General features: G+C 53.6%; 22 protein-coding genes, 1 pseudogene and 1 riboswitch. Of the genes and pseudogenes, 10 read left to right on the forward strand and 13 right to left on the reverse strand.

All coding sequences use genetic code 11. From position 1 onward, the window contains the following. Positions 1 to 37 precede the first annotated feature (37 nt). Both trhP and yegS read left to right on the forward strand, forming a co-directional pair. The gene (trhP, locus tag SOM82_RS13300; RefSeq protein ID WP_320459815.1) at positions 38 to 1,399 is read left to right on the forward strand and encodes a prephenate-dependent tRNA uridine(34) hydroxylase TrhP; all 1,362 of its coding nucleotides are present in this window, start codon (positions 38 to 40) and stop codon (positions 1,397 to 1,399) included. A 249-nt stretch (positions 1,400 to 1,648) separates the two neighbouring features. Then, on the forward strand, positions 1,649 to 2,548 hold the full coding sequence (yegS, locus tag SOM82_RS13305; RefSeq protein ID WP_320459814.1) for a lipid kinase YegS: 900 nt from the start codon (positions 1,649 to 1,651) through the stop codon (positions 2,546 to 2,548). Here the strand turns inward: yegS and SOM82_RS13310 are convergent. The 9 genes from SOM82_RS13310 to thiM all read right to left on the reverse strand — a co-directional run bounded on the left by SOM82_RS13310 (position 2,545) and on the right by thiM (position 12,314). Next, complete coding sequence (locus tag SOM82_RS13310) at positions 2,545 to 3,318, reverse strand: ABC transporter ATP-binding protein (RefSeq protein ID WP_320459813.1); 774 nt, start codon at positions 3,316 to 3,318, stop codon at positions 2,545 to 2,547. The two genes, yegS and SOM82_RS13310, sit on opposite strands and share 4 nt — an antisense overlap. A 9-nt stretch (positions 3,319 to 3,327) precedes the next feature. Continuing rightward, positions 3,328 to 4,191, reverse strand: coding sequence for an ABC transporter ATP-binding protein (locus SOM82_RS13315; protein ID WP_320459812.1), 864 nt, complete (start codon positions 4,189 to 4,191; stop codon positions 3,328 to 3,330). Then, positions 4,163 to 5,068: an ABC transporter permease gene (locus tag SOM82_RS13320; RefSeq protein WP_154127328.1), complete on the reverse strand. Its 906-nt coding sequence runs from the start codon at positions 5,066 to 5,068 to the stop codon at positions 4,163 to 4,165. The genes SOM82_RS13315 and SOM82_RS13320 overlap by 29 nt, the downstream gene beginning before the upstream one ends. After that, positions 5,065 to 6,102, reverse strand: a complete 1,038-nt coding sequence (locus tag SOM82_RS13325; RefSeq protein ID WP_154127329.1) for an ABC transporter permease — start codon at positions 6,100 to 6,102, stop codon at positions 5,065 to 5,067. Before SOM82_RS13325 ends, SOM82_RS13320 begins: the two co-directional genes overlap by 4 nt. Beyond that, on the reverse strand, positions 6,099 to 7,715 hold the full coding sequence (locus tag SOM82_RS13330) for an ABC transporter substrate-binding protein (RefSeq protein WP_320459811.1): 1,617 nt from the start codon (positions 7,713 to 7,715) through the stop codon (positions 6,099 to 6,101). The genes SOM82_RS13325 and SOM82_RS13330 overlap by 4 nt, the downstream gene beginning before the upstream one ends. A gap of 100 nt (positions 7,716 to 7,815) precedes the next feature. Further along, entirely contained in the window at positions 7,816 to 8,970 is a 1,155-nt protein-coding gene (locus SOM82_RS13335; protein WP_154127331.1) for a mandelate racemase family protein, read from the reverse strand. A gap of 375 nt (positions 8,971 to 9,345) precedes the next feature. Continuing rightward, positions 9,346 to 10,398 carry a class I fructose-bisphosphate aldolase gene (gene fbaB / locus SOM82_RS13340; RefSeq protein ID WP_320459810.1) on the reverse strand — a complete coding sequence of 351 codons (1,053 nt, stop codon included), beginning with the start codon at positions 10,396 to 10,398 and terminating at the stop codon, positions 9,346 to 9,348. A gap of 348 nt (positions 10,399 to 10,746) precedes the next feature. Continuing rightward, positions 10,747 to 11,547 (reverse strand): bifunctional hydroxymethylpyrimidine kinase/phosphomethylpyrimidine kinase, encoded by an 801-nt coding sequence (gene thiD / locus SOM82_RS13345; protein ID WP_320459809.1) that lies wholly within the window; start codon positions 11,545 to 11,547, stop codon positions 10,747 to 10,749. Beyond that, a complete protein-coding gene (gene thiM, locus SOM82_RS13350; protein ID WP_154127334.1) occupies positions 11,544 to 12,314 on the reverse strand; it encodes a hydroxyethylthiazole kinase in 771 nt (256 codons plus the stop codon). The genes thiD and thiM overlap by 4 nt, the downstream gene beginning before the upstream one ends. 36 nt (positions 12,315 to 12,350) lie before the next feature. Then, positions 12,351 to 12,447: riboswitch (TPP riboswitch) on the reverse strand. Between the two features lie 337 nt (positions 12,448 to 12,784). Here thiM and SOM82_RS13355 point away from each other — a divergent pair. The 5 genes and pseudogenes from SOM82_RS13355 to SOM82_RS13375 all read left to right on the forward strand — a co-directional run bounded on the left by SOM82_RS13355 (position 12,785) and on the right by SOM82_RS13375 (position 18,547). Beyond that, entirely contained in the window at positions 12,785 to 13,270 is a 486-nt protein-coding gene (locus tag SOM82_RS13355) for a DUF8093 domain-containing protein (RefSeq protein ID WP_320459808.1), read from the forward strand. A gap of 126 nt (positions 13,271 to 13,396) precedes the next feature. Next, a pseudogene (locus SOM82_RS13360) lies at positions 13,397 to 14,236 on the forward strand (IS3 family transposase); the annotation flags it as partial. 724 nt (positions 14,237 to 14,960) lie between these two features. After that, the gene (locus SOM82_RS13365) at positions 14,961 to 15,422 is read left to right on the forward strand and encodes a hypothetical protein (protein WP_320459807.1); all 462 of its coding nucleotides are present in this window, start codon (positions 14,961 to 14,963) and stop codon (positions 15,420 to 15,422) included. A 263-nt stretch (positions 15,423 to 15,685) separates the two neighbouring features. Continuing rightward, the gene (locus SOM82_RS13370) at positions 15,686 to 17,062 is read left to right on the forward strand and encodes a diaminobutyrate--2-oxoglutarate transaminase (protein ID WP_320459806.1); all 1,377 of its coding nucleotides are present in this window, start codon (positions 15,686 to 15,688) and stop codon (positions 17,060 to 17,062) included. 18 nt (positions 17,063 to 17,080) lie between these two features. Beyond that, a complete protein-coding gene (locus SOM82_RS13375) occupies positions 17,081 to 18,547 on the forward strand; it encodes a pyridoxal phosphate-dependent decarboxylase family protein (protein ID WP_320459805.1) in 1,467 nt (488 codons plus the stop codon). Positions 18,548 to 18,607: 60 nt separating this feature from the next. Here SOM82_RS13375 and SOM82_RS13380 read toward each other — a convergent pair whose 3' ends face one another. Genes SOM82_RS13380 through SOM82_RS13390 form a run of 3 tightly spaced genes read right to left on the reverse strand, consistent with a single transcriptional unit; the run spans position 18,608 to position 22,404 of the window. Beyond that, positions 18,608 to 20,815, reverse strand: a complete 2,208-nt coding sequence (locus SOM82_RS13380; RefSeq protein ID WP_320459804.1) for a polysaccharide biosynthesis tyrosine autokinase — start codon at positions 20,813 to 20,815, stop codon at positions 18,608 to 18,610. A gap of 6 nt (positions 20,816 to 20,821) precedes the next feature. Next, the gene (locus tag SOM82_RS13385) at positions 20,822 to 21,265 is read right to left on the reverse strand and encodes an arsenate reductase/protein-tyrosine-phosphatase family protein (RefSeq protein WP_154127342.1); all 444 of its coding nucleotides are present in this window, start codon (positions 21,263 to 21,265) and stop codon (positions 20,822 to 20,824) included. Next, positions 21,265 to 22,404 carry a polysaccharide export protein gene (locus SOM82_RS13390; protein WP_320459803.1) on the reverse strand — a complete coding sequence of 380 codons (1,140 nt, stop codon included), beginning with the start codon at positions 22,402 to 22,404 and terminating at the stop codon, positions 21,265 to 21,267. The genes SOM82_RS13385 and SOM82_RS13390 overlap by 1 nt, the downstream gene beginning before the upstream one ends. A 496-nt stretch (positions 22,405 to 22,900) precedes the next feature. Between SOM82_RS13390 and SOM82_RS13395 the strand changes: the two genes are divergently transcribed. Together SOM82_RS13395 and SOM82_RS13400 are read left to right on the forward strand one after the other, a co-directional pair. Continuing rightward, entirely contained in the window at positions 22,901 to 23,233 is a 333-nt protein-coding gene (locus SOM82_RS13395) for an RcnB family protein (RefSeq protein ID WP_320459802.1), read from the forward strand. Beyond that, positions 23,178 to 23,663, forward strand: coding sequence for a GNAT family N-acetyltransferase (locus tag SOM82_RS13400; RefSeq protein WP_320459801.1), 486 nt, complete (start codon positions 23,178 to 23,180; stop codon positions 23,661 to 23,663). The genes SOM82_RS13395 and SOM82_RS13400 overlap by 56 nt, the downstream gene beginning before the upstream one ends. 22 nt (positions 23,664 to 23,685) lie before the next feature. On the opposite strand, the gene apbC is transcribed toward SOM82_RS13400, so the two are convergent. Beyond that, a complete protein-coding gene (gene apbC, locus SOM82_RS13405) occupies positions 23,686 to 24,795 on the reverse strand; it encodes an iron-sulfur cluster carrier protein ApbC (protein ID WP_154127346.1) in 1,110 nt (369 codons plus the stop codon). A 136-nt stretch (positions 24,796 to 24,931) separates the two neighbouring features. On the opposite strand from apbC, the gene metG reads away from it, so the two are divergent. After that, a complete protein-coding gene (gene metG / locus SOM82_RS13410; protein WP_320459800.1) occupies positions 24,932 to 26,965 on the forward strand; it encodes a methionine--tRNA ligase in 2,034 nt (677 codons plus the stop codon). Positions 26,966 to 26,984 lie beyond the last annotated feature (19 nt).

Consider the following 26,984-nt stretch of genomic DNA (forward strand, 5'->3'; position numbering starts at 1 on the left):
CAAGCGGATCTGACCTGTCATCAGAACGAGAACAAACATGTTTAAACCTGAACTCCTTTCCCCGGCGGGAACGCTGCAGAATATGCGTTACGCTTTCGCCTATGGCGCCGATGCCGTTTATGCCGGCCAGCCGCGTTACTCCTTGCGCGTGCGTAATAACGAATTCAACCACGAGAATTTGCAGCTTGGCATCAACGAAGCGCATGCCCTGGGCAAGAAATTCTACGTGGTGGTGAATATCGCGCCGCATAACGCCAAGCTGAAGACGTTTATTCGCGATCTTAAGCCGGTCGTGGAAATGGGTCCTGATGCGTTGATTATGTCAGATCCCGGTTTAATCATGCTGGTTCGCGAGAACTTCCCGGAGATGGACATTCACCTGTCCGTACAGGCGAACGCCGTTAACTGGGCAACGGTCAAATTCTGGAAACAGATGGGGCTGACCCGCGTGATTCTGTCGCGCGAACTGTCGCTTGAAGAGATCGAAGAGATTCGTACTCAGGTGCCGGAAATGGAGATTGAGATCTTCGTTCACGGTGCGCTGTGCATGGCCTACTCTGGCCGCTGCCTGCTCTCTGGCTATATCAATAAACGTGACCCGAATCAGGGAACCTGCACCAACGCCTGCCGCTGGGAATATAACGTCCAGGAAGGTAAGGAAGACGATGTCGGCAATATCGTGCATAAACATGAGCCGATCCCGGTGAAAAACGTTGAGCCAACGCTGGGCGTGGGCGCACCGACTGACAGCGTGTTCATGATTGAAGAAGCCAAACGTCCGGGCGAATACATGACGGCGTTTGAAGACGAGCACGGCACTTACATCATGAACTCCAAAGATCTGCGCGCCATCTCGCACGTTGAGCGTCTGACGCAGATGGGCGTTCACTCCCTGAAGATCGAAGGCCGTACCAAGTCTTATTACTACTGCGCCCGTACCGCGCAGGTTTATCGCAAAGCCATCGACGATGCTGCTGCGGGTAAACCGTTTGATACCAGCCTGCTGGAAACCCTGGAAGGCCTGGCCCATCGCGGCTACACCGAAGGTTTCCTGCGTCGTCACACCCATGACGATTATCAGAACTACGAGCACGGCTACTCCATCTCCGAGCGCCAGCAGTTCGTGGGCGATTTTACCGGCGCACGCAAAGGCGATCTGGCCGCGGTGGCGGTGAAAAACAAATTTACGATGGGCGACAGCCTGGAGCTGATGACCCCGCAGGGGAATATCAACTTCACGCTGGAGCACCTGGAAAACGGCAAAGGCGAAGCGATTACCGTGGCGCCTGGCGACGGACACACCGTCTGGCTGCCGGTTCCGCAAGAAGTGGAGCTGGAATACGCGCTGTTGATGCGTAACTTTAACGGCGAAAGCACCCGTAATCCGCACAACAAATAGTCAAGCACCGGGATTTTTTCAGCGTGGGATAATTCTTAGAATCGGATCACATACCGCTTCGTTCAATAAGGGTATTATCCCCTGCGCTGAAAAACATAACCCATAAATGCTAGCTGTACCAGGAACCACCTCCTTAGCCTGCGTAATCTCCCTTACGCAGGCTTATTTTTTCCCCTTTCATCCTGTTCTTACCCGCTTTTTCCTTCTCTGAGATACACTCTTATCAGGGCTAAAAAGGAGCAACGTTGGATGTCTACCTATCCGGATAGTTTACTGATCCTCAACGGCAAAAGTGCTGGTAACGATCTTCTGCGCGAAGCGATTACCGCGCTGCGCGACGAGGGCGTGATTATTCACGTTCGCGTGACGTGGGAAAAAGGGGATGCCGCACGGTATATCGAAGAGGCCTGCCAGTTGGGCGTTGAGACGGTTATCGCCGCGGGCGGCGACGGAACGATCAATGAAATCGCTACCGCACTTATCGAACGGGATGTCGCAGAGCGCCCGGTCATGGGCATTTTACCGCTGGGTACGGCCAATGATTTCGCCACCAGCGCAGGCATTCCTGAAAGCCTGGACAAGGCTTTGCAACTGGCGATTGTGGGTAAACCGACCGCCGTCGATATTGCCCAGGTCAATGATAAAACCTGTTTTATCAATATGGCGACGGGTGGATTTGGTACTCGCATTACCAGCGAAACCCCGGAAAAACTCAAAGCTGCGCTGGGCGGCGTGTCATACCTGATTCATGGCCTGATGCGCATGGACATGCTTAAACCCGATCGCTGCGAAATTAATGGCGACAATTTCCACTGGCAGGGTGACGCGCTGGTCATTGGGATTGGCAACGGTCGTCAGGCTGGCGGCGGCCAACAGCTTTGCCCGGACGCCCTGATCAATGACGGCTTGCTGCAATTGCGCATTTTCACCAGCGACGGCATGCTCCCGGCCCTGTTCACCACTCTGACACGGCCAGAAGAGAGCCCGAATGTGCTCGACGGGCAGTCGGCGTGGTTTGAGGTGATCGCCCCACACGGTATGACCTTTAACCTGGACGGTGAACCGCTGAGCGGCGAGCATTTCCGCATCTCGCTGCTACCCGGCGCGCTGGAGTGTCGCCTGCCGCCGGATTGTCCGTTGCTGCGTTAATACACCGCCACTTCCCGCGCCATCTCACGACTATACTGCAGGCTGGCATTCACCAGCATCCGCGTATAGTCGGTTTTGGCATTCCCGGCCACCAGTTCGTCAACCGTTAAGGTTTCCAGAATCTTACCGTACTGCATCACCGCAACTTTCTGGCACAGGTGCGCTATCACGCCCAGATCGTGCGTCACCATTAGATAGGTGAGATTCGATTCGCGCTGGAGTTCCGCCAGCAAATTGAGGATTTCTGCCTGCACGGATACGTCCAGCGCCGATGTCGGTTCATCCAGCAGCAGCACCTGCGGCTCCAGAATTAACGCCCGGGCGATCGCCACGCGCTGACGCTGCCCGCCCGAAAGCTGATGCGGGTAGCGATCGCGAAACGCGCGGTTCAGCCCCACTTTATCGAGCAAACCGTGGATCCGTCTGTCCCGGTCCGCAATACCGTGGATTTGCAGCGGTTCCTCCAGAATATCGCCAATGGTATGACGCGGATGCAGCGAGCCATAGGGATCCTGAAAGACCATCTGCACGCGCCGACAGCGCTCGGCGCTGATATTGCGCCCGAGCGGTTTGCCGTCAATCGCAAGCTGGCCGTCCCAGTGGGTAAACAGTCCGGCAAGGCATTTCAGCACCGTGGTTTTGCCGGAACCCGACTCCCCCACCAGCCCGTAGATCTCCCCTTCTGCGACCGTAATGTTCACATCGTCCAGCACCTGATTGCGCTTTTCGCCTTCGCCAAAGGCCAGGTTAAGGTTGGTAATCTCGATCATCTCTGCTCCTTACTCGGTGAGCCAGCTTGCCTGGCGCTGCAACACGGGCAGCACCGGACGGCGATGGTTAAGCTCCGGCAACGCGTTGATTAACCCCTGGGTATACGGATGCCGGGCGTTGTGCAGATCGCTTGCGGCAATGGACTCCACCACGCGTCCGGCGTACATCACCAGCACGCGATCGCAGAAGCTGCGCACCAGGTTGATATCGTGGCTGATAAAGATCAGCCCCAGACCGCGTGATTTCACCAGATCGTCGAGCAATCCCAGCACCTGCAAACGCACCGAAACATCCAGCGCGGAGGTCGGTTCATCGGCAATCACCAGCTCAGGATCGGTGATCAGCATCATGGCAATCATGATGCGTTGCCCCTGACCGCCGGAAATTTCATGCGGGTAGAGGTGATAAACACGCTCCGGCTGGCGAATGCGCACGACATCCAGCATCTCCAGCACTTTGGCTTTGGCCTCGGCTTTGCGCCCCGGATGGTGCGTCAGCCAGGCTTCGGCAATCTGATCTCCGACGCAGACCACCGGATTGAGCGAGTATTTTGGGTCCTGCATAATCATTGAGATGCGTTTGCCGCGAATGCCGCGCATTTGCGCCTCGCTGACGGTGCGCAAATCCACATCTCCAAACTGCATACGGGTGGCGCTGATCCGCGCTTTCGCCGGATGCAGGCGCAACAGCGCGCGCCCGACGGTGGATTTCCCGGATCCGGACTCGCCGACAATCGCCAGCTTTTCGCGTCCGAGCTGGAAGGAGACGCCGCGCACGGCATTAGTTACCGCGCCGCCGTTGATAAAATCGACGTGCAGATCGCGCACATCGAGCAGTGGAGCGTTATTCGCTGCGAGGATCGAGGATGTCACGTAGGCCATCTCCTAAGAAGTTGAATGCCAGGCTGTTAATCAGAATCGCCAGCCCCGGAATAGTCACTACCCACCAGCACTCCATCATGTAGGTGCGCCCGCTGGAGATCATCGCGCCCCACTCCGGCTCCGGCGGTTGCGCGCCCAGGCCAAGAAAGCCAAGGCCCGCCGCCGTCAGAATGATCCCGGCCATGTTCATGGTGATCCGGATAATCACCGACGGCAGGCACAGCGGCACGATATGTCGCCACAGCACGCGGACCGCAGAAGCCCCCTGCAAACGCACCGCCGAGATAAAATCGGCCTGACGTAAAGAGAGCGTTTCCGCGCGCGCCAGACGGGCAATCGGTGGCCAGGCGGTGATCGTAATCGCAATCACCACATGCTCCAGCCCCGGACCGAGAGCCGCCACGAACGCCAGCGCCAGTACCAGGCTTGGGAAAGAGATAAAAATATCCGTGACGCGCATTAGCACCGCATCCACTTTGCCGCCGAAATACCCGGCCGTCACGCCCAGCAGCAGCCCCAGCGGCCCGACGGTGACCGATACCAGCAGCACGATATACAGCGTGATACGCGAGCCATACACCAGACGGCTAAAGATATCGCGGCCAAACTCGTCGGTGCCAAACCAGTGCTGCGCGTTAGGGGCGACCAGCGCGTTGTTCAGGTCTTGCACCAGCGGGTTGTACGGCGCGATCACCGGAGCAAACGCGGCGACAATCAGCAGCAGCAGAACAATTCCGCCGCCAATGGCGGTCAGCGGGTTGCGGGCCATTTTGCCGACAAATCCGGCTGCCCGGAAAAACGAGCGTTTTATACGCTGGCGGCTTTCGGTGTTGCGCGCGCCCAGCGGCGTATCCAGAGAAACGGTCATGATTTCGTCCTCGGGTCAAAGAGTTGATAAAGCATGTCGGAGAGCAGATTGAGCATCACGAAGATCAGCCCCACCAGCAGCACGCAGCCCATCACCGCATTCATGTCGCCGAGCAGCAGACTGCCGGTAAGATAGGAGCCAAATCCCGGCCACGAGAAGACGGTTTCGATCAGTACCGCCCCTTCCAGCAGCGAGCCGTAGGCCAGCGCCACCACGGTCAACAGTTGCACCAGGATATTGCGGAACGCGTGATTCCAGATCACCTGACGCTCGGTTAGCCCTTTCACCCGCGCCGTGATAATGAACTCCTGGGACAGCTGCGCCAGCATAAAGCTGCGGGTCATGCGGCTGATATAGGCCAGGGAGTGAAAACCGAGCAGCGATGCCGGAAGTACCAGATGGTTAATCGCATTCCAGAAAACGGCGCTGTTTCCCGCCAGCAGCGCATCGACGGTCATCAGGCCGGTACGACGCGGCACTAAACCATCAAGCCCTAAATCCAGCCGCCCCGCGCCGCCCACCCAGCCGAGCCAGGCGTAGAACAGCAGCAGCCCCATCATCCCGACCCAGAAAATCGGCGTGGAATAACCGGCCAGACTGATAATTCGCACCACATAATCGGACACGCTGTTGCGACGCGCCGCTGCCAGCACGCCCAACGGGATACCGAGCCCGGCGCCAACGATGATCGCCATCGTTGCCAGCTCCAGCGTGGCCGGGAAGACGCGCAGAATATCGTCCGTCACCGGTTTACCGGTCAGCAGCGCATTGCCGAGATCGCCATGCAGCAGGTTGTTCAGGTAAATGCCGAACTGCGTCAGCAGTGATTTATCAAAGCCTAACTGGTGATATACCTGCTGATAGGTGCTGTGATCGGCATCCGGGCCGACAATCGCCAGCACCGGATCGACAGGCATCACGCGGCCAATGAAAAAAGTCAGCAGCAGCAGGCCAAACAGCGTCACCAGCACCTGAGTTAAACGCTTCGAAAAGCGTCGGGTGCGTGAGCCGGGAGAGAGGATCGCCACGCTCATTTATCACCTCCGGTTTTGTAGACTTCGCGCAGGAAGGTGGTGGCGGACGGGTGCGACTGGAAGTTTTTCACTTCATTACGCACCACCACCGAATCGACCATTTGCGACAGCGGGACCATCGCCGGGATCAGCTCGTCATAACGCACCTGGACTTGCTGGTAGTCGGCGATCTGTTTTTGCGGATCGCGCTCCAGCAGCGCTTTGTCGATCATCTCGTTCAGCGGTTTGTCGTAGAAACTGGTGCGCCAGCCCTGGAAGTTGGTCAGCCGCGCCTCGTCGCTGTTGTCGGGGTTATAGACCAGCGCACGCAGGCTGGAGTGCGGGTGTGGTTCAACCCCACTGCCACCGCGACCGACTAACATGTCAAATTTACGCTCGCGCATCGCGCCATAAATCTGGTTGCCAGTGCCGGTAATGATTTTGGCGTTGATACCCGCCTGCATCAGCGTCGACTGGACCGCAATGGCGATATTCAGGAACGGCTGATCCGCCAGCACCCGCAGCGTGGTGTTGAAACCTTCCGGATAGCCCGCTTCCGCCAGCAGCTTTTTGGCGCGCGGAATATCCAGTGTGTAGCCCGGATCCGGCAGCGTGGAGGGCATTCCGGCTTTGATTGGGCGCTGATGCAGTACGCCGTAGCCCGGCATCAGCGCTTTATTGATGCCCTGATAATCAATCAGATAGCGCACCGCTTCCCGCACTTTAGGGTTCGCAAAGTGGCTCTCTTTCATGCTCATTGCCACGTAGTAAACCGTGCCTTTTTGCACGGCTTCGACCGTGAGCTGCGGGTCTTTACGCAGGGCGTTGATGTCGGAGACCGCCATATTGTTGGCGATATCCAGATCGCCTTTTTCAATCATCAGGCGCAGAGTTTGCGACTCCTGAAAATGGCGCAATACGATGCGATTCATTTTCGGCTCTTCGCGCCAGTAGTGCGGATTGCGCTGCATGCGCAGCACATCTTTCGCCTGCCAGGTTTCGAGCATAAACGGCCCTGAACCGGCTTCATTCGTCGTCAGCCAGCGGTTGCCCCAGTCGTTATTCACCTCGTGGCTCTGCACCGTTTTACTGTCGAGTACCCCCAGGTTGCCCAGCGCGCCGAGCGAGTAGATCACCAGCTGCGGGTCATTGGCTTTTGGCAGGACAATCTGCACGGTGTAGTCATCCGGCGCGACGATCTGCTTATCAATATTCTTTTTACTGAAACCATAGGATTTCCACACCGACGCCTGGGCCAGATTCAGGTGGAGTAAGCGGCGCATCGACCACACCACATCCTGCGCGGTGAGCGGATTACCGGAGTGGAATTTCACGTCATCACGCAGATGGAAGGTCAGGGTTTTGCCATCCGGCGCAATATCCCAGGATTTTGCCAGCGCGGGTCTGACGTTGGTGAGCTCATTGGGATCGAGTTCAACCAGCGAATCATAGAGATTCACCACAATGCCCACCACTTCGTTGCCGGTCATCGCTGCCGGATCGAGCGTGAGCAGGTTGTTCATATTCATACCGATGATGAGCTGGTCGGGCGGCGTTTTCGCATACGCCGCACCGCTCCCCATCATCAGCGAGAGCGCGAGTAACCCCGCCCTCGTGAGGGAGTTTTTCTTCATCTGTGTATACCGTTGTAGGGTAAGGTATTTATCCCCGTCCTGTTTCAGGCTGCCGGTGCGTTAGCAGTCTGCAACCCGAAATCGTCAGGGACTTTTCTCATCAGTCGTGGCTGACGGTATTATTGTCGATATACGCAAAATTGATGTCTTCACCCAGCCCCGGGCGGTCCGGAAGAGTGACGATGCCGTTTTCATCCATCGGGTCGATCAGGCTGTGGAGATAGGCCGCGGGTTCGTCGTAATCCAGGAACGGGTGCAGCAGGCCGCGTTCATACCAGCGACAGTTTTTAATCGCTCCGATCACTGCCAGGCTTGCCGCGCCGTTGCCGTGAACCTCGCAATCCATGCCAAACGACTCTGCCAGATTTGCCACTTTCAGCGTCGGGGAGATCCCGCCAACACCGTTTGCCCCGGCACGTAAAATGTCACAGGCGCCCGCTTTTACCCAGTCTGCGCGGCTGTGGTGCTTCCCGCCCAGGCTTTCCGGGCCAATAATCGGGATCGACAGGTTTTCGGCAAGCCAGGCGTAAGAGGACATACTTTCCTCTTCCATCGGCTCTTCAAACCACGCGAAGTTGAGTTTTTCCAGCTCTTTACCGATGTACAGCGCTTCGGTGCGGCTGTACCAGTGATAGCCGTCAATCATCAGATCGATATCCGGGCCGACCGCTTCACGCACGGCGGCGCAGGCTTTGACGTCCATTTTAGGGTTTGGCGCGAAGGAAACGGGCGGCATCCAGGTGTGCAGCTTGATCGCTTTGTAGCCGCGGGCCACCAGTTTTTCAGCAAAGCTTGCGTACTCGTCCGGCGTGGAGAGGCCACCGGGCAGATCGTCACCGCACATGGTGCTGCCGTAGGCCGGCACTTTATCGCGGAAGCCGCCAAGCAGTTTCCAGACCGGCATATTCAGTTTGCGGCCAATCAGATCCCATAGCGCCTGCTCGACGAAACCGAGCGCGCGCTCGGTGAGCTGGTGTGCGCTCCCGCGCTGCCAGTGCGCCAGTTCCTGCCAGATTTTCTCGCGGTTAAACGCGTCCTGGCCGACCAGCACTTTACGAAAGAAGGTATTCACCACAAAGGGGCGCACCACTTCCGGCGGCGCAAATGAGTACCCTTTGGTGCCATCGTCTGCAGTAATGGTCAGCATCGCCATTTTAGCCAGGCTTTCTGGCCCTGGATGCGAATGCCCGGCGCTGTCGGAGACCCGGCGCGTTGGGTACTGGAAGACGGTGACGTTTACAGATTCAATTTTCATTATCAGTCCTTAAAACAACGTAGGTTCAGAGCGACTTCGTAATTTGAAAAGCTGTTCCGAAAGTAACTTTAAGCGCAAAATTCGTCCGCTGCCTTAGACAAATTCCGCTAAGCATCGACCATTTATTGTGCATATGCACGGGAGGGAGTGATACTTTTCACAAAAGACAGGGGAAGTGTGAAGTCGATCGGGAGAGAGGTTTGAATGAAATGAAAAAGGGTTTCGGTTTTTACGTTTACTGCGGTCTGATCCCCTCACCCCGGCCCTCTCCCCAAAGGGGCGAGGGAGAAAAGGCTGCACCGAATAGTCCCCTCTCCCCTTTGGGGAGAGGGTTAGGGTGAGGGGTAAGAGTGAAGAGTGAAGGCCCGCGCCAAACTACGCGATAGTGACCTTCTTATCCAGATACACATCCTGTACCGCGTTGATCAGCTTCACACCGTCGGACATCGTTTTTTTAAACGCTTTGCGACCCAGGATCAGCCCCATCCCGCCGGCGCGTTTATTGATAACCGCCGTGCGTACCGCGTCGGTCAGATCCGTTTCGCCCCCTGCTGCACCGCCGGAGTTAATCAGCCCCGCGCGACCCATGTAGCAGTTGGCGAGCTGGTAACGCACCAGATCGATCGGATTGTCACTGGTCAGCTTGCTGTACACGCGGTCATCGGTGTAACCAAAGTTCACCGCTTTGTAACCGCCGTTATTTTCGGCCATTTTCTGCTTCACGATATCTGCGCCAATGGTGGCCGCCAGATGGTTTGCCTGGCCGGTGAGGTCGGCTGAGACATGGTAATCAACGCCATCTTTCTTGAACGCATTGTTGCGCAGATAGGCCCACAGCACGGTGACCATCCCCAGTTCGTGGGCGCGCTCGAAGGCGGCAGAGATCTCTTCGATTTGACGGCGAGACTGTTCGGAACCGAAATAAATCGTCGCTCCCACCGCCACAGCCCCCATGTTGAACGCCTGCTCTACGCTGGCGTACAGCGTCTGGTCATATTCGGTCGGGTAGCTTAGCGTCTCGTTATGGTTCAGTTTGACGAGGAAAGGAATGCGGTGGGCGTAGCGGCGAGAGACGGATGCTAACACGCCGTAGGTGGAGGCCACGCAGTTGCAGCCCGCCTCAATAGCCAGCTCCACGATATTTTTCGGATCGAAATACAGCGGGTTGGCGGCAAACGATGCCCCGGAGGAGTGCTCAACGCCCTGATCGACTGGCAGAATGGAGAGATAACCCGTTCCGGCTAAACGCCCGGTGTTATAAAGCGTCTGCATGTTCCGCAGTACCGCTGGCGGACGGTTGTTATCTATCATGACCCGATCAACGTAGTCGTGACCTGGCAGGTAAAGTTGCTCGGCTGGAATGGTCATACAACGATGCTGTAACAGGCTGTCGGCATCTTTGCCAAGCAATTGCGCAATATCAGTCATAGCTATGCTCCCGTAAGTTCCGACGTCATGTCGGTACGTGATATCCATACCCACATTTTTGTGAGCAGACAAAGCCTGGACCCTGGTTAGCCTAATTTCCAGCTTTAGCTGGTTTTTTCAGCACAATCTGCTGGCTCGTTTCCTGTACATCAACATCGTTACACCGTTCAAACTGTCGCCCCTAACGGGTAACGGGATGGCCTGCCTGAGGCGCATAATTTATGCAACCGCAGTGGAGACTCCTGGCGTCGCGTTCCGTTCGTTCAGTTGACCCATTCCCGCTATGTGATTGTTCCTTCTCCATTTTATTGAGCGAAAACGCTTATCCCCGTCGACGCCTTTTACGCGTTACCACCACGCATGAAAATGGTGAACCGGGCCAATACCGTGGCCGACCTCCAGCGTGTCGGCTTTGGCAAGCGCACAGGAGAGCCAAGCTTTGGCCTCCTGCACCGTATCGTCCCAGTGTTGATGACGTGGACGCAGCGCGGCCAGCGCTGCCGATAACGTGCAGCCCGTCCCGTGCGTGTTTTTGGTGACAATACGTGCCGCCGTGAAGCGCTTAGCACCATCACGGGTAAAGAGCCAGTCCGGACTTTCTGTGTCATCAAGATGCCCCCCTTTCATCAGCACCGCCTCGCAGCCCAGCGCTAATAATGCATTGCCTTGCTCTTTCATCTCGCGTTCGTTGCGTGCATGCGGTGCGCCGAGCAGCGCAGCGGCCTCTGGCAGATTCGGCGTAATGAGCGCCACCTGCGGCAACAACTTTTTGCGCAGCGTTTCAACGGCGGATGGCGAAAGAAGCGGATCGCCACTTTTCGCCAGCATTACCGTATCGAGCACCACGTTCCGCACCTGATAACGCTCCAGCCGTTCCGCGACCGCTTCAACAATGTCCGTTTCGGCCAGCATGCCGATTTTGGTGGTATCAATGCGCACGTCGCTAAATACTGAGTCGAGCTGGGCTGCCACAAAATCGGGTTCAATCCGGTACACCGACTGCACCCCGCGAGTATTTTGCGCCACCAGGGCGGTAATGACCGAGCAACCATAGGCCCCCAGAGCAGAGAACGTTTTAAGATCGGCCTGAATTCCCGCACCGCCGCTCGGATCGGTGCCCGCAATCGTTAAGGCGTTAATCCGTTTCATGCATGGCTCTCCAGGTTCCACAACGCGTCGATAAATGCACAAGCAAAGCTGCCCGGCCCGGAACGTTGACTAGCCGCACGCGTGCCTGCCCGCTTCATCCATCCGCAGGCAGCCGCCACGTTATCCAGTCTGTCACCCGGCAGCGAACAGCTTGCCGCTACCACCGCCGACAGCGCGCATCCGGTGCCGACCACTCGGGTCATCAGAGGATCCCCTCCGCTGACCGTTTTCGTTCGCTGCCCGTCCGTGACGTAATCTACTTCTCCGGTGACGGCAACAATGGCATTCGTCTGGCGAGCCAGCGCCTGTGCGGCAGGCAGTGCAATGGCGGCGGCATCGGTAGTATCGACGCCACGCCCGCCGGCGCTCATCCCTGCAAGGGCAAGGATTTCCGAGGCATTACCGCGGATCGCCGCGGGTTTCAGGCTTAGCACTTGCTGACAAAAACGGGTCCGAAATGCCAGCGCACCGACGGCCACGGGATCGAGCGTCCACGGCTTGCCTGCGGCAACCGCACTTTCGATGGCCCGACGCATCGCCTGCGAGCGAGGCGAAGTGAGCGTGCCAACGTTGATTAACAGGGCATCGGCGATGGCGGCAAATTGCTCTGCTTCTTCGGCTTCGACGATCATTGCCGGAGAAGCACCCAGCGCCAGCAAAACGTTAGCCGTAAAGGTTTGCACCACATCGTTAGTCATGCAGTGTGTCAAAGGTGATCGCGCGCGGAAGTGGTGTAAGACGTGTAAATCGAGCAGGTCAGGCTGCATGGTTTCGCTCCTGCCTTGCGTGAAGAAGCGATAACCGTGAAAGGCATCTGACTTCCCTACGCTGGCATTATCCAGATCAGGTGGTACGGGTATTTCTCAGCCTTCACAAAGAAGGGCACCCCGAGTCATGTAGATTGAATCTCTATACTTTTTGCCAGCTTAGGGGAAGTGGCTTGCTTGCGCAAGCCCGCCTTCCGGTTATCGCTTCTTCACGTCCTGGCAGCAGCAAAAGGGTATCACAGCACTTATCATCCCGTATCACACTCTAAAACCGTCCGGTTTATCCTTGTCGTGAGCAGTGATTTAGTGATTTAGCTGTCGTGGTTTGCTTCCCCTACTTTTTAATCACAGAATAAAAACACCTATACCGATAAATTAAGAGCATCGATAGAGCGAAAAACTCCCTAAACCACAATTGACCATATAAAGAACGGCGCCAACATAAACCTTTAACATTATGAGGGATTCACATGCACGATTTCAGATTAATCATGATATGGGATGCTGCAAGAGAACTTAGCCCCCAAGATTTCCAATACATACTAAGGCCAGAGGTAGCATTCGAAAGAGCAAGGGTTTACTACGATCTTGATTCTGACAACTACTCTCACTTTAGCCTTCAACAAATGCCAAAGAGGAAAAGCGGTTTTATCAATTCCTTTTCAGCTAAGTATGACCGTAAGAGTAATGGCATGTATGATGGTGCTTATGATCATACACAACATAATGTAGATACTGGTTGGTTTATTGGAATAGATGAATCCGAGCAATGGGATTATTTTAAGCATCCATTCTATTTTGATGAGAAAGGTGAACTTGTCTACGATTGCTTTATGGATCACTGGCATTCATGGTTTGAAATGGAAGTTAGAGATGCTTACCGAAAATGCTTAGATAGCCATCAGGGAAGACAACCAGCACCTACACAGAAGTTTCACCCATCAGATGCACTGTAAGTACCCCACATAATCGTGCCATTCATATTTAGAGGTCATCCGGCATTGACCCTACCCCAAAATCCTGCTCCATTCAGAAACAGAACTCCGGCATGAAATACACTCCCCTGAACGGAGGTGGTGTCGATGAAAAAAACACGATTCGCCGAAGACACAGATTCTCTTTACCCTCAAACAGGCTGAGCTGGGTAGGTGTCCTTGCCGGATGTTTGCCGCAAGCTGGATAACTCCGATGCCACCTTTTACACCTGGCGCAAGAAATACGGTGGAAATACTCCCTGTGAACTCAAACATATGTGGCAACGGGAAGAGGGAAATCTGCGGCTGAAGAAACTGGTTGCCGATGACAGCGCACTGCGCCTGCGTATCTGTGAGATCACCGAAACGCAAATTCACTACAGATATCGCCGGGTACACGTGATGCTCCGGCGTGAGGGTTGGCGAGACGATCACAAACGAATCTACAGCCTCTACGGTGAGCAAGGGCTGTCGCTACGCTTCAAACGACCACGCCGCAATAAATCTGCCCAGCAATATCCAAACCACGTCTGGGGCATGGATTTTATTTCTGATGCGTTGTTTGACAGGCGACGACTCCGCCTGTGGACGGTTATCGACCTTTACACCCGAGAATGTCTGGGAATCTGCGTTCGACAGAAGTGGCTGGGATACTGGACAGTATAGCGCTCGGGCGTCCTTTACCACAGTTGCTGATAACCGATAATGGTTCTGAATTTGCATGAAAAATGCTGGACAAGTGGGTGTATGAAAGAGGAATAAGGATCGACTTCTCATGCCCGGGACATCGACGGACAACGCTACAGTCGAGTCCTTCAACGGCAGGTGCGGCAGGAATGCCTGAACGAGAACGGGTTCATGTCTCTGGAGGATGCACGGTTCAAAATCAAGGCGCGCATACACTATAACCAGAGTCGTCCCCATTTTGCACTGGGCTGGATGCCCCCCGCGAATTTGCCGAAAATCTTCCGGTTGCCAGAATATGCAGCCAGAATGAAGCCGGTTATTCCTGATTATGGCTGGATCACATACGGGGAGCGAATCACTGGCATTGTGATTAATCCAGCAACCAGAATTTACTATTTTTCTTACTCACCAAAAATAGCTGTTATAAAAATAACCACCGAGAATATATGTATACATTTAATGTCATTGAATTCTCATAAATTAAGACTTAAACGAATGCAGGAATTTTATACCCAAATAGACATCAGCAAAACAAACTGCATAAAATCAATAATATAAAAATTATTAATGTTGACTTTTGCTACAGTTATAAAATGTATTTCATATGATCCAAATCAAAGATCCTTCGCGACCGTTGGGCGATAGTTCAGCCACAAAATGCTATCGCAGTTAAAGAAACAGTTTAGGATTTATCTGTTATTTTTACAGAGAATAGTTTCCTGCGAAATAGTAAAATAACAATAATTAATTTTATTTAGTCCTCCATTACATACCGATACCCTGTTAATCTGATAAATGACTCATGCTAAAAATTATCATCCTGTCTGCTACGCTTTATATTGCATTAATGCTTACTGGCTTTTGGGTCGGTACGATGTATCGCGATTTTTTCCCGCAACAGTCGGTAAACTGTCACAACGGATAACGATAAGCGTTTGAAATATAGATTTTTTTATTGTTTTTTCTGATGGAAGTAGAGGTTTTAATGAAGAAGTTAATGTTAGTAGCGATTGCGGTCTCGGTTCTTTCTGCCTGTTCTTCTCCTGCTGAGCGTATGGCGCAGTGTGAAGCACAAGGTGTCAGTAAAGATACGTGCTATATGGCCGAACAAAACCGTTCTACGGCGATGAATGCTGTAGCGGAGAAACAAGCGTTAGAAAATGCTGCGAACGCCGTCCAGCATGGGCAGAGTGCAAAAGTACTGGATCCTCTGCGTGAAGCCTCATTTACCGCGAATGGGATTAAAGCCACGGTCAGTAACGGTTTCTTCAGCGCGACAGTCAATGGAAAGAAAGCCACTGTAAAGCGCTTTAATGCTAACGCGTATGAGATCACTGGCGCGGGTTACATTCTGTCAGTCACGCTCGATGAGAACGGCATTACAGATGCTTCATGGAACAAAACCCATGGAAGAGATCATGGATTACTGCAGGTAATTCAGAAGTAATGTTAAGGCGGCTAAAACGCCGCCTTTAACTGTCTGCTGATGAGAGGGTTTTCATCCACAGAAGGCCTGCATTAACTTCAACAAAAACAAACTGTTATACCCATCTTATTTTATCATCCGTTTTGTAACAAAACAGTAAACAAATTAACCATTGAGCCACGCGCCAAAAGGCTCTATATTGGCCGCGTTTTTTACACACCCCACCCTTTATTAACTATTTATTCAATCGAGGCGCATAAGACAGCCCCGGTTGTAGGAGTGATATGATGACGGATAAAGTCCGTATTGACACCGCAGATGCCCGCAAAAGCAACGAAACCTATCTGGCCCGTCAGGCCGAGTTTGAATCGAACGTCAGGAGTTATCCTCGCAAGCTGCCTTTAGCTATCACTAAAGCAGACGGCGTATGGATTACCGATGCAGATAATAAAGAATACCTCGACTGTCTTGCAGGCGCCGGCACCCTCGCGCTTGGACACAATCATCCTGATGTGCTGAAAAGCATCCAAAATGTCATTACCAGCGGCTTGCCGTTACATACACTGGATCTGACCACGCCGTTGAAAGACGAGTTTTCAGAATACCTTCTCTCCCAGTTACCGGGTCAGGGCAAAGAGTATTGCCTGCAGTTTACTGGACCATCCGGTGCAGATGCTGTTGAAGCTGCACTGAAGCTGGCTAAAAAAGTCACTGGCCGCAGCAGCATTATTAGCTTCTCTGGTGGCTATCACGGTATGACGCACGGCGCGCTCTCCGTGACAGGTAACCTGTCACCGAAAGAAGCCGTTGATAACATGATGCCAGAAGTGCAGTTCATGCCGTATCCACATCAGTACCGCTGCCCGCTGGGCATTGGTGGTGATGCAGGCGTGAAGGCTCTGACCTACTACTTTGACAATCTGATTAACGATGTCGAAAGCGGCGTACGTAAACCGGCCGCGGTGATTCTCGAAGCCGTTCAGGGTGAAGGCGGTGTCAACCCGGCTCCGGCTGAGTGGCTGCAGCGCATTCGCAAGGTGACTCAGGAACACGGCATTTTGCTGATTCTTGACGAAGTGCAGGCAGGTTTTGCCCGCACCGGTAAGTTCTTCGCCTTTGAACATGCGGGTATTGAGCCAGACATTATCGTCATGTCCAAAGCCGTCGGTGGCGGTCTGCCGCTGGCTGTGCTCGGTATCAAAAAGCAGTTCGACGCCTGGGCGCCAGGTCATCACACCGGGACTTTCCGTGGCAACCAGCTCGCTATGGCGACCGGCCTGACCACGCTGAAGATTCTCAAAGATCAGAATATTGCCGACAAAGTTGCCGCGCAGGGCGAATGGCTGAAAGGTCAGCTGGCTGAACTGCAGAAGCGTTATCCGGTGATTGGCCATGTTCGTGGCCTGGGCCTGATGATCGGTATTGAGATCGTGAAACCACACGAAGCCGCCGACCACATGGGTTGTTTCCCGGGTGATGGCGATCTGTCAGCACTGATTCAGAAAAAATGCTTCGAAGCGGGGCTGATTCTGGAGCGCGGCGGTCGCAATGGCGTGGTTCTGCGTCTGCTGCCTTCTCTGCTGATCAGCAATCAGGAGCTGAAAGTCTTCCTGGATAAATTTGAGCAGGCGCTGCTCGCCGCGGGCGTTCGCCCGGTATAACCGGAGTTATTGATCACGATGTCTGATTCAAACCCTATTCTGTCGTCCTCGGCGCAAAGCATCGAGGCCTATCAGCAGGCCATTGAGCAGAGCTCTCAGGCGGTTATGCAGTGGCTGCAGCAGTCTGAGATGTACCAGGGAAAAAGCGTTGCCGAACTGCGCGACAATATCTCCCTGAATTTTGGACAGAAAGGTATTGGCAATGAAGCCGCAATTGCCCGTGCCGTTGAGTATTTCCTTAAAGACAGTTTATCTGTCCACCATCCGCAGTGCGTGGCGCATCTGCACTGCCCAAGTCTGGTGGTTAGCCAGGCAGCGGAAGTGCTGATCAACGCAACAAACCAGAGTATGGACTCCTGGGATCAGAGCCCGTCAGCCACCATTATTGAAATGAAGCTGATTGAATGGCTGCGTACCCGCGTTGGCTATCAGGCCGGGGATGCGGGCGTGTTCACCAGCGGCGGCACTCAGAGCAATCTGATGGGGCTGATGCTGGCGCGCGATGCGTTCTTCGCACGTCAGGGGCACTCCATCCAGCAGGATGGTCTGGTGGGCGATCTGCGTAAGATTCGCGTACTGTGCTCTGAAAACGCGCACTTCTCTGTTCAGAAGAACATGGCGCTGCTCGGTCTGGGCTATCAGTCGGTTATTCAGGTAAAAACCGATGAATGTTCACGTATGGACCTGACCGATCTGGCCGCGAAAATTGCGCAGTGTGACGCGAATGGCGAACAGATCCTGGCGATCGTCGCGACGGCGGGGACCACTGATGCGGGTGCTATCGATCCGCTGCGCGCTATCGCAGAGATGGCCGCAGAGAAGCAGATTTGGGTACACGTCGATGCAGCCTGGGGCGGTGCGCTGCTGATGTCCGATAAGTATCGTGATTATCTGGACGGCATCGAACAGGTAGACTCCATCACGCTGGACTTCCATAAGCAGTTCTTCCAGACCATCAGCTGCGGTGCATTCCTGCTGAAAGAAGCCCGCCACTACGAGCTGATGCGTTACCAGGCGGCATACCTCAACTCTGAGTTTGACGAAGAGCAAGGTGTTCCGAATCTGGTATCCAAATCACTGCAGACGACGCGCCGTTTCGACGCCCTCAAGCTGTGGATGAGCCTGGAAGCGCTGGGGCAGGAACAGTATGCGGCCATTATCGACCACGGCGTCACACTGGCGCAACACGTTGCCGGGTGGGTCAAGGACCAGGATACGCTGGAGCTGGTGATGCCACCGCAGCTCGCAAGCGTGCTGTTCCGCTTCCGCCCGCAGCATGAAATCAACGATGCTGCTGTCGCGCTGCTGAACCAAAAAATTGGCGATGCGCTGCTCGATTCTGGTCGCGCTAACGTCGGCGTGACTGAGCACAACGGGGTGACCTGCCTGAAGCTGACGTTGCTGAATCCGACGGTAACGCTGGATGATGTGAAGACCTTGTTGTCGCTGGTTGAACGCACGGCGCACGAGATCCTCGCGAAGTAATTCGGTTTCCCCCTCTTATCGAAGAGAGGGGGAAATCTTAGCGAGACGGTGTGACTTAAGTCAGGAGCGGGAACGCTCTTTGGCTTTATGTTGATCGGTTGTATAGCTGTAATCGTAGGCGTTATAACCATTCTGGTAGTACAGCGCGGCAGATTTAACCACATCATTCAGAATTGCACCTTTCACAGACACACCAGCCTGCAACAGACGCTTCACACAAGCCTGCATCTCTTTCGCGCTGTTCATTCTAAATCGCGCCACCAATAAGGTTGTTCCAACCCGTCGACCCACTAACGCAGCATCGGTTACGGCGAGTATCGGCGGGGTATCGACGATAACCATCTCATAATGGTCATTTGCCCATTTAAGCAATTGCTGGAATCGCTCCCCGATTAGCAGCTCAGACGGATTCCCGGGATTCAGACCACAGGTGATCACATCAATGCCTCCGGGTGCATAATGCTGTATGGCATCCGGGTGTGCGACTTTGCCCGTCAAAATATCGGCTAAACCGATATGGTTGTTAAGCGCCAGAATCTGGTGTACATAGCCTTTGCGCATATCTGCATCAATAAATAACACCTTCTGCCCACTCTGAGCGACAATGGCAGCCAGTGACGTACTAATAAGCGTCTTACCGCAGTTCTGCGTTGGTCCCGTTAACAGAACGATGCGGTTATCTGCTTCCATCATAGTGAAGTGAAGACTGGTACGCAGGCCCCTGATGGCCTCAATAAAGAGATCGAGTGGCCGGTCAACGGGCAGGAAGGGCACATCACTGACCTTATGGCTCCAGCGTTCGCCAATAAAACGCTTGCTGCGCAGGCGGGTTTTCTTCCATAGCCAGGTTGAACGTGGCAAGGTTGCCAGCACGGTGATCCCTTGCATTTCAAGCTGCTCGGGAGTGGTAATACCGTGGTTAAACGCTTTTCGCACCAGTACGATACCGATGGAAAGAAACATTCCCAGCAAAAAGCCCATGATAATAATTAACGCTTTTGCAGGTTTAATCGCCTCAGGCTGCGTAACCGCAGAGTCAATGATGCGCACGTTACCAATTGCACTGGACCGCGAGATACTCAGCTCTTGCTGACGTGTCAGCAACTGCAAGTAGATCGCCCGCCCGGAATCCACATCCCGGCTCAAACGCAGGATCTCCTGCTGCGTTGCAGGCATGGTCGTGACGCGTTTATTTAGGCGCACTTTCTCACTTTCAAGCGTTTGCTGTTTCTCCTTCAACGCCCGATAGGTAGGGTGATCCTTTTTAAAGAGCTGAGAAATCTCCGCTTCACGGAACGTTAGCTCATTAAGCTGGTTGTCCACATTGACGATTTGCTCCAGTACCGATTTCGCTTCCAGCGTAAGATCAACTGAATCCCGCTGCTTGCGGTAAGTGTTGAGTCGCTCTTCAGCCTGATCCAGATCGCTGCGAATTTGCGGTAATTTAGTCTGTAAAAACGCCAGACTTTTCGCATCCTGCGCCGCCTGACGGTCGATATTCTGCTTTAGATAGTTATCTGCGATACTGTTTAGCGTAGCCGCAATCAAATCAGGATCTGCACCCGTCAATGACAGATTAAGCACCCCACTCTGCTTGGTTGTTTCAACCACCGTGAATTGTTTATTCAGTGCGTTAATGGTCTGTAGCGGCAATTCTTCAGACAGCGAAAATTTCGTGCCCGGCGTTGCGTTCATTTCCATTACCCAAATGAAAACCCCCGACTTTTCAAACGGTTTTCCGACACGCCCTTCGCCCTGAAAACCTTCGCCCTCAATACGATAGCGATCTTTATCCAGAACGGTCAGCGCCAGAGAGGGTGTTTTGCCCTTCGTCGTCGGGATACGCAGACTGATGATATTGAGTTTGCCCGGCTCATTGCCAGTCAGTCGCGCCCAGGAGCGACCAATCAGCGGGAAATAGCGCTCTTTGATATTATAATTAAGATGCAGATCTTCTACCGTTTTGCCGAGAATCATGCGTGATTTAAGCAGCTGGATTTCCGGCAGTGCATCCGGTGACAGCTCCGGGCTCAGCTCGCCAAGCGTCTTAAGGAGACTGTTATCCTGTTTACCTTCTATCTGTATCATCGCATCCGCCCGGAAAATCGGGGTCGCGATAAAGGTGTACAGCCCTGCACAGGCCGTAAAAAACAGCGTAATACAGAGAATGAGTTTGCGATGGTCGATCAACTCGCCAAGCAGGTAAGCAAGATCCAGCTCTTGATTGCCATTCGCGGCAGAATAGCTGTCTGTATTATTTGAAGACATTGAAACTCAGTTCCTCTGGTGGCTCAGTCGTTGAGCCCATTCCTGACTTGCTCTGCCGAGCAGCTCAAACACATATTCGTACGCATCGTGGCTCTTACAATATGGATCGGGTATTTCCCGCTTTTGGAGCCATTGCCCAAACAATAACGATTTTCCTCTGACCTCAGGCGCAATAGCCGAAATATGGTTCAGGTGATCCGGCTCCATCGCCAGGATAAGATCATATTCGCGCATCAGTTGCGGGGTGAGTTTGCGCGCCACATGTCCATCCAGTGAGATACCATGCGACGCCGCGACCTCTTGTGCCCGCGCGTCTGCCGGATGGCCGACCAGACCACTCACGCCTGCAGAAGCCACCGTAAATCCAGGCATTTGCTGGCGTAACAGCCGCTCACCGATTGGCGAGCGACAGATATTCCCGGTGCATACCACTAAAATTGAATGAACCATCACTGCGGCCACGATCTGATATAGCGAACGGTTTCTGTCAGGTCATGCACGCCGCTGATGGTCGGAACCAACTGCGAAATCACTCGATTCCAGCGCGAGACTGGCGCAGTTGTGACATAGACGATGTCATAGGGCTGCAGCTGGAATTCGGTTCCCAGCACCAAAGCTGAAGCATCTTTCGCGTCAAGTTGATATACGCTGGCGATTTTCCCGTCCGGGTTAGCTTTAGCAGCCGAGCGAATAACAAAAATCCCGGTGGCGTCCGCCATATCCTGGTTAAGCCCACCGACATTTCCCAACGCTTCGGCGAGAGTCATTCCACTGCGATCCATCTTCAGTGTGCTTTGTTTCGCCACCTCCCCCATCACAAACACTTTCAGGGCATCGTTACGCGGGACAAAAAGAATATCTCCCGGATAAAGCAAGTGGTTTTGCGTCAGATCGCCATGTTGCATCAGCGCATAGAGAGAAATGTGTGTGTCCTGCCCATCATGAGTCAGCACCACATCCCGCCAGTCAGCGTCGGCCGACAATCCACCTGCCGTATTGATAGCATCCATGACGGTTAAAGGAATATTGGTAATCGCCTGCTGTCCCGATTTGACCACTTCTCCCGTGACATACGCTTTTTGCGACCGAAAAGCGGCAACGCTGACGTCGACCTGCGGGCTTTCGATCACCTTATCCAGCCGGGTTGAGATCTCTTCCCGCACTTCTGACGCTGTTTTCCCGGCCACCAAAAGTTTGCCAATGTAGGGGTAAAAAATTGTGCCATCCGCAGCGACCCAGTTACCGGTATCGCTGGCGCTGCGATACTGACCTGCCGGGGTCGTCAGTTCAGGGTGATCCCAGACGGTGATAGTCAGGATATCCCCTACATCAATGTGGTATTCCCAGTGTTTCAACTGTTCATCGAGATTAGGATTTGACTGAGATTTCAGGGCTGTTGGCCGAAGAGACTCAATCAACGATGGCGTAACAGGATAGACATCCACTCTTTTATCAAGACTGTAATTAGCATCAGTTGCATCAATAATATTTTTATCCGACATGCTCAGACTCTGGCCTGGCATAAATGTACAGCCGGTCAAAGGGAGTATTATCAGAGCGACAAGAGGAAACGATATTTTAATTTTCATTGAAGTAGACGGGTCTTTATTTTGTCAAGAATTATTGCGATGCTTTTTAGATCAATTAGCAAAAATGAATTATAACCAAATGATTTAATTGAAATAAATTAAACAAAAAAACATCAATGCAAAACAATTGAGTAAATCAAAAAGGGTTTACTGCATAATCCTTTGTCAGACAATAAAAAATTATTCTCACTTTAATAACAAAAGATATTTTCAGCTAATCTCATATTAAAAGGTAATCGCGCAAAATGCATTCGATCCGGTGTCCAATTTTGCACCAATAATATTGTCCAACGTTTACTCTATTTATAATGTTAAGCCTCATATATTGAGGTAATCCATATTTATGGTGAATAATTGAGCACCAGACAAATCGGTTCATATTTGTTACATTATTTTTCTAACAAACGCGCCTGTGCTGCATAAAATAGGCTGCTTGCCGCGCTGTTACAAAATCGGCAAGCTGAAGGTTTCAGCAAACGGTTTAACTGGAGAAAAAATGGCTAAGAGTAAATTGCTGCTTCTCAGCGTATTGATGTCACTGGCGGGCACGGCATATTCAGCCCCGCAAACGGCTTCTGCGCCCACCGGCATCCAGGCCTATGAAGAACAAGAGTTCATCGCCGATTTCACAAAATTTAAAATTGGCGATACCGCCCCGTCTCTTTATCAAACGCCTGAATACACCATTAAGCAGTATCAGCTGCGCAACTTACCTGCGCCTGATGCAGGAACACACTGGACCTACATGGGTGAAAACTACGTCCTGATAGGCGATGCAGACGGTAAAATTCATAAAGCCTATAACGGAGATATCTTCTATCACCGCTGATCTCATCATCGTCAGACCCTGGCAGGAAAGCGATCGTCCTTTCCTGCGCACCCTCTTTCTCCATGCCCGTCGTGAGGCCTGGCCCTGGCTTGATGGCGCCGACTGGCAGTTAGAAGATTTCGATTCGGCAACGCTGAACGAGCAAATCTGGGTCGCCATCGGCGAAGGCCATCGTCTCGGATTCGCGTCCCTCTACACCCACGATAATTTTCTGCACCATCTGTTTGTCGATCCGCAGTACCAGGGTTTAGGCGTGGGGAGCGTACTGCTGGACTACGTTCATCAAACCTTTACCAGCACCGGGTCACTCAAATGTCTGGTCAAGAATGAACGTGCGGTAGCTTTTTATCAGCGACACGGCTGGCAGAAAGAAGGGACGGGGGATTCTCCGGAAGGAGAGTATTATCTGATGCATTACAGGCTGCCTTAAAAGACAGCCTGTAACGAAGGGATCACACCGCGCGGAAGGCGATTTCACCCGGTATTACTTCACCCTGCCAGTACAGCTGCGCGGCCACGCGGCCTGCAAGCTGACGGTACATCCCGGCAAATTCACTGTCAGGACGACTCACGACGGTCGGCTTACCGCTATCGAGATCTTCGCGCAGCGTGATATGCAGCGGCATCTGCCCCAGCAATTGCGTGTGATACTGGACTGCCAGTTTTTCGGCCCCACCGGTGCCAAAGATAGGCTCATGGTGTCCGCAGTTGCTGCAAATATGCATACTCATGTTCTCGACAATACCGAGGACAGGCACTTCAACTTTCTCGAACATCACGATGCCTTTTTTGGCGTCGATCAGCGCGATATCCTGCGGCGTGGTGACGACAACAGCCCCGGTCACAGGGATATTTTGCGCCAGCGTCAGCTGAATATCACCGGTTCCCGGCGGCATATCCAGTACCAGATAATCCAGATCCGGCCACATCGTCTCCTGCAGCATCTGCAACAGCGCTTTGCTGGCCATCGGACCACGCCAAACCATGGCGTTGTCGTCGGTCACCAGATAGCCGATAGAGTTCGTTGCCAGACCGTGCGCCACGATCGGCGCCATATGCGTGCCATCCGGCGAGGTTGGACGCTGATTTTCCGCACCGAGCATATTCGGAATCGACGGGCCGTAGATATCGGCATCCAGAATACCGACTTTGGCCCCTTCGGCGGCCAGCGCCAGCGCCAGGTTCACCGCGGTAGAAGACTTCCCGACCCCACCTTTGCCCGAACTGATGGCGATAATATTTTTAACGCCGTTCACACCCGCCTGATTCTTGACGCGTTTGAGCGTGGCGATCGTGTGGGTCAGCTTCCAGTCAATCGCCTTCGCGCCGGTGATGCGCAGCAGATCGGAACTGCACTGCTCTTTCAGCGTTTCGAATGCGCTGGCCCAGACAAACGGCATTTGCAGCTCAATGTGCAACGTCTCATCCAGCCACGCCACATGATGCAACGCCTTGAGCGTCGTCAGATTATGCTTCAGGGTTGGATGCTGAAAATTGGCCAGCGTCCCGGCAACCATTGCTCGTAAGGCTTCCGGTGATTTGGCCTGGGATTGAGAACTCATCCCGACTCCTTTGTTCTTGTGAATAAGACCTTAGTTGAACAAGTTTACCTGAAAGGCCGTGGTTTGTGCTTACTTAATAATGGCCCTTTTGTTACTATCAAAAACCCTTTTTACTGTTAAAGAAGTAATGCCCACTATGACTCAAGTCGCGAAAAAAATTCTGGTAACGTGCGCACTGCCGTACGCAAACGGCTCAATCCACCTCGGCCACATGCTGGAGCATATCCAGGCTGATGTCTGGGTCCGTTACCAGCGAATGCGCGGCCATCAGGTCAACTTCATCTGTGCGGACGATGCTCACGGCACGCCGATTATGCTGAAAGCGCAGCAACTGGGGATCTCTCCGGAGCAGATGATTGCCGAAATGAGTCAGGAGCATCAGACCGATTTTGCTGGCTTTGACATTAGCTATGACAACTACCACTCGACGCACAGCGACGAGAACCGCGAGCTGTCAGAGCTTATCTACTCGCGTCTGAAAGAGAACGGTTTTATCAAAAACCGCACCATCTCTCAGCTTTACGATCCGGAAAAAGGCATGTTCCTGCCGGACCGTTTTGTCAAAGGCACCTGCCCGAAATGTAAATCCCCGGATCAGTATGGCGATAACTGCGAAGTGTGTGGCGCAACCTATAGCCCAACCGAGCTTATCGAGCCGAAATCTGTGGTATCCGGCGCGACGCCAGTGATGCGCGATTCTGAACACTTCTTCTTTGACCTGCCTTCGTTTAGCGAAATGCTGCAGGCGTGGACCCGCAGTGGCGCGCTGCAGGAGCAAGTGGCGAACAAAATGCAGGAGTGGTTTGAATCCGGCCTGCAGCAGTGGGATATCTCCCGCGATGCGCCTTATTTCGGCTTTGAAATCCCGAATGCGCCAGGCAAATACTTCTACGTTTGGCTCGATGCGCCAATCGGCTACATGGGTTCTTTCAAGAACCTGTGCGACAAGCGCGGCGACACCACCAGCTTCGATGAATACTGGAAAAAAGACTCCGATGCCGAGTTGTATCACTTCATCGGTAAAGACATCGTCTATTTCCACAGCCTGTTCTGGCCGGCGATGCTGGAAGGCAGCAACTTCCGCAAGCCGACCAACCTGTTCGTCCACGGCTATGTAACGGTCAACGGCGCGAAGATGTCCAAGTCTCGCGGCACATTCATCAAAGCCAGCACCTGGCTGAATCACTTCGACGCCGACAGCCTGCGCTACTACTACACCGCCAAGCTCTCTTCCCGCATCGACGATATCGACCTGAATCTGGAAGATTTCGTACAGCGCGTGAACGCGGATATCGTCAACAAAGTGGTGAACCTCGCCTCCCGTAACGCAGGCTTTATCGCCAAGCGTTTCGACGGTGTGATGGCGGCAGAACTGGCCGATCCAGCGCTGTATCAGACCTTCATCGACGCAGCGACGACGATTGGCGATGCATGGGAAGCCCGCGAATTCGGTAAAGCGGTTCGTGAAATCATGGCGCTGGCCGATCTGGCAAACCGCTATGTCGACGAGCAGGCACCGTGGGTGGTGGCGAAGCAGGAAGGCCGCGATGCCGATCTGCAGGCCATCTGTTCCATGGGTATCAACCTGTTCCGCGTGCTGATGACTTACCTGAAGCCGGTTCTGCCGCAGCTGACGGAACGTGCCGAAGCTTTCCTGAACACCGAACTGACCTGGGATGCTATCCAGCAGCCGCTGCTCAGCCACAAAGTGAACACCTTTAAAGCGCTGTATAATCGCATTGAAATGAAACAGGTTGAAGCGCTGGTTGAAGCGTCGAAAGAAGAGGTGAAAGCCGCCGCTGCGCCAGTGACTGGCCCGCTGGTAGACGATCCGATTCAGGACACCATCACCTTTGATGATTTCGCCAAAGTCGATCTGCGCATCGCGCTGATTGAAAACGCGGAATTCGTTGAAGGCTCTGACAAGCTGCTGCGCCTGACGCTGGACCTCGGTGGCGAGAAGCGTAACGTCTTCTCCGGCATCCGTTCTGCCTATCCGGACCCGCAGGTGCTGATTGGCCGCCAGACGGTGATGGTCGCTAACCTTGCGCCGCGTAAAATGCGCTTCGGTATCTCGGAAGGGATGGTGATGGCCGCAGGCCCTGGCGGGAAGGACATCTTCCTGTTAAGCCCTGACGAAGGCGCGAAGCCTGGTCAGCAGGTGAAATAAACTAAAAAGCCGGAGATCA

This window comes from Lelliottia sp. CFBP8978, assembly GCF_034046055.2.
In the GTDB taxonomy this organism is placed as follows: Bacteria; Pseudomonadota; Gammaproteobacteria; order Enterobacterales; family Enterobacteriaceae; genus Enterobacter.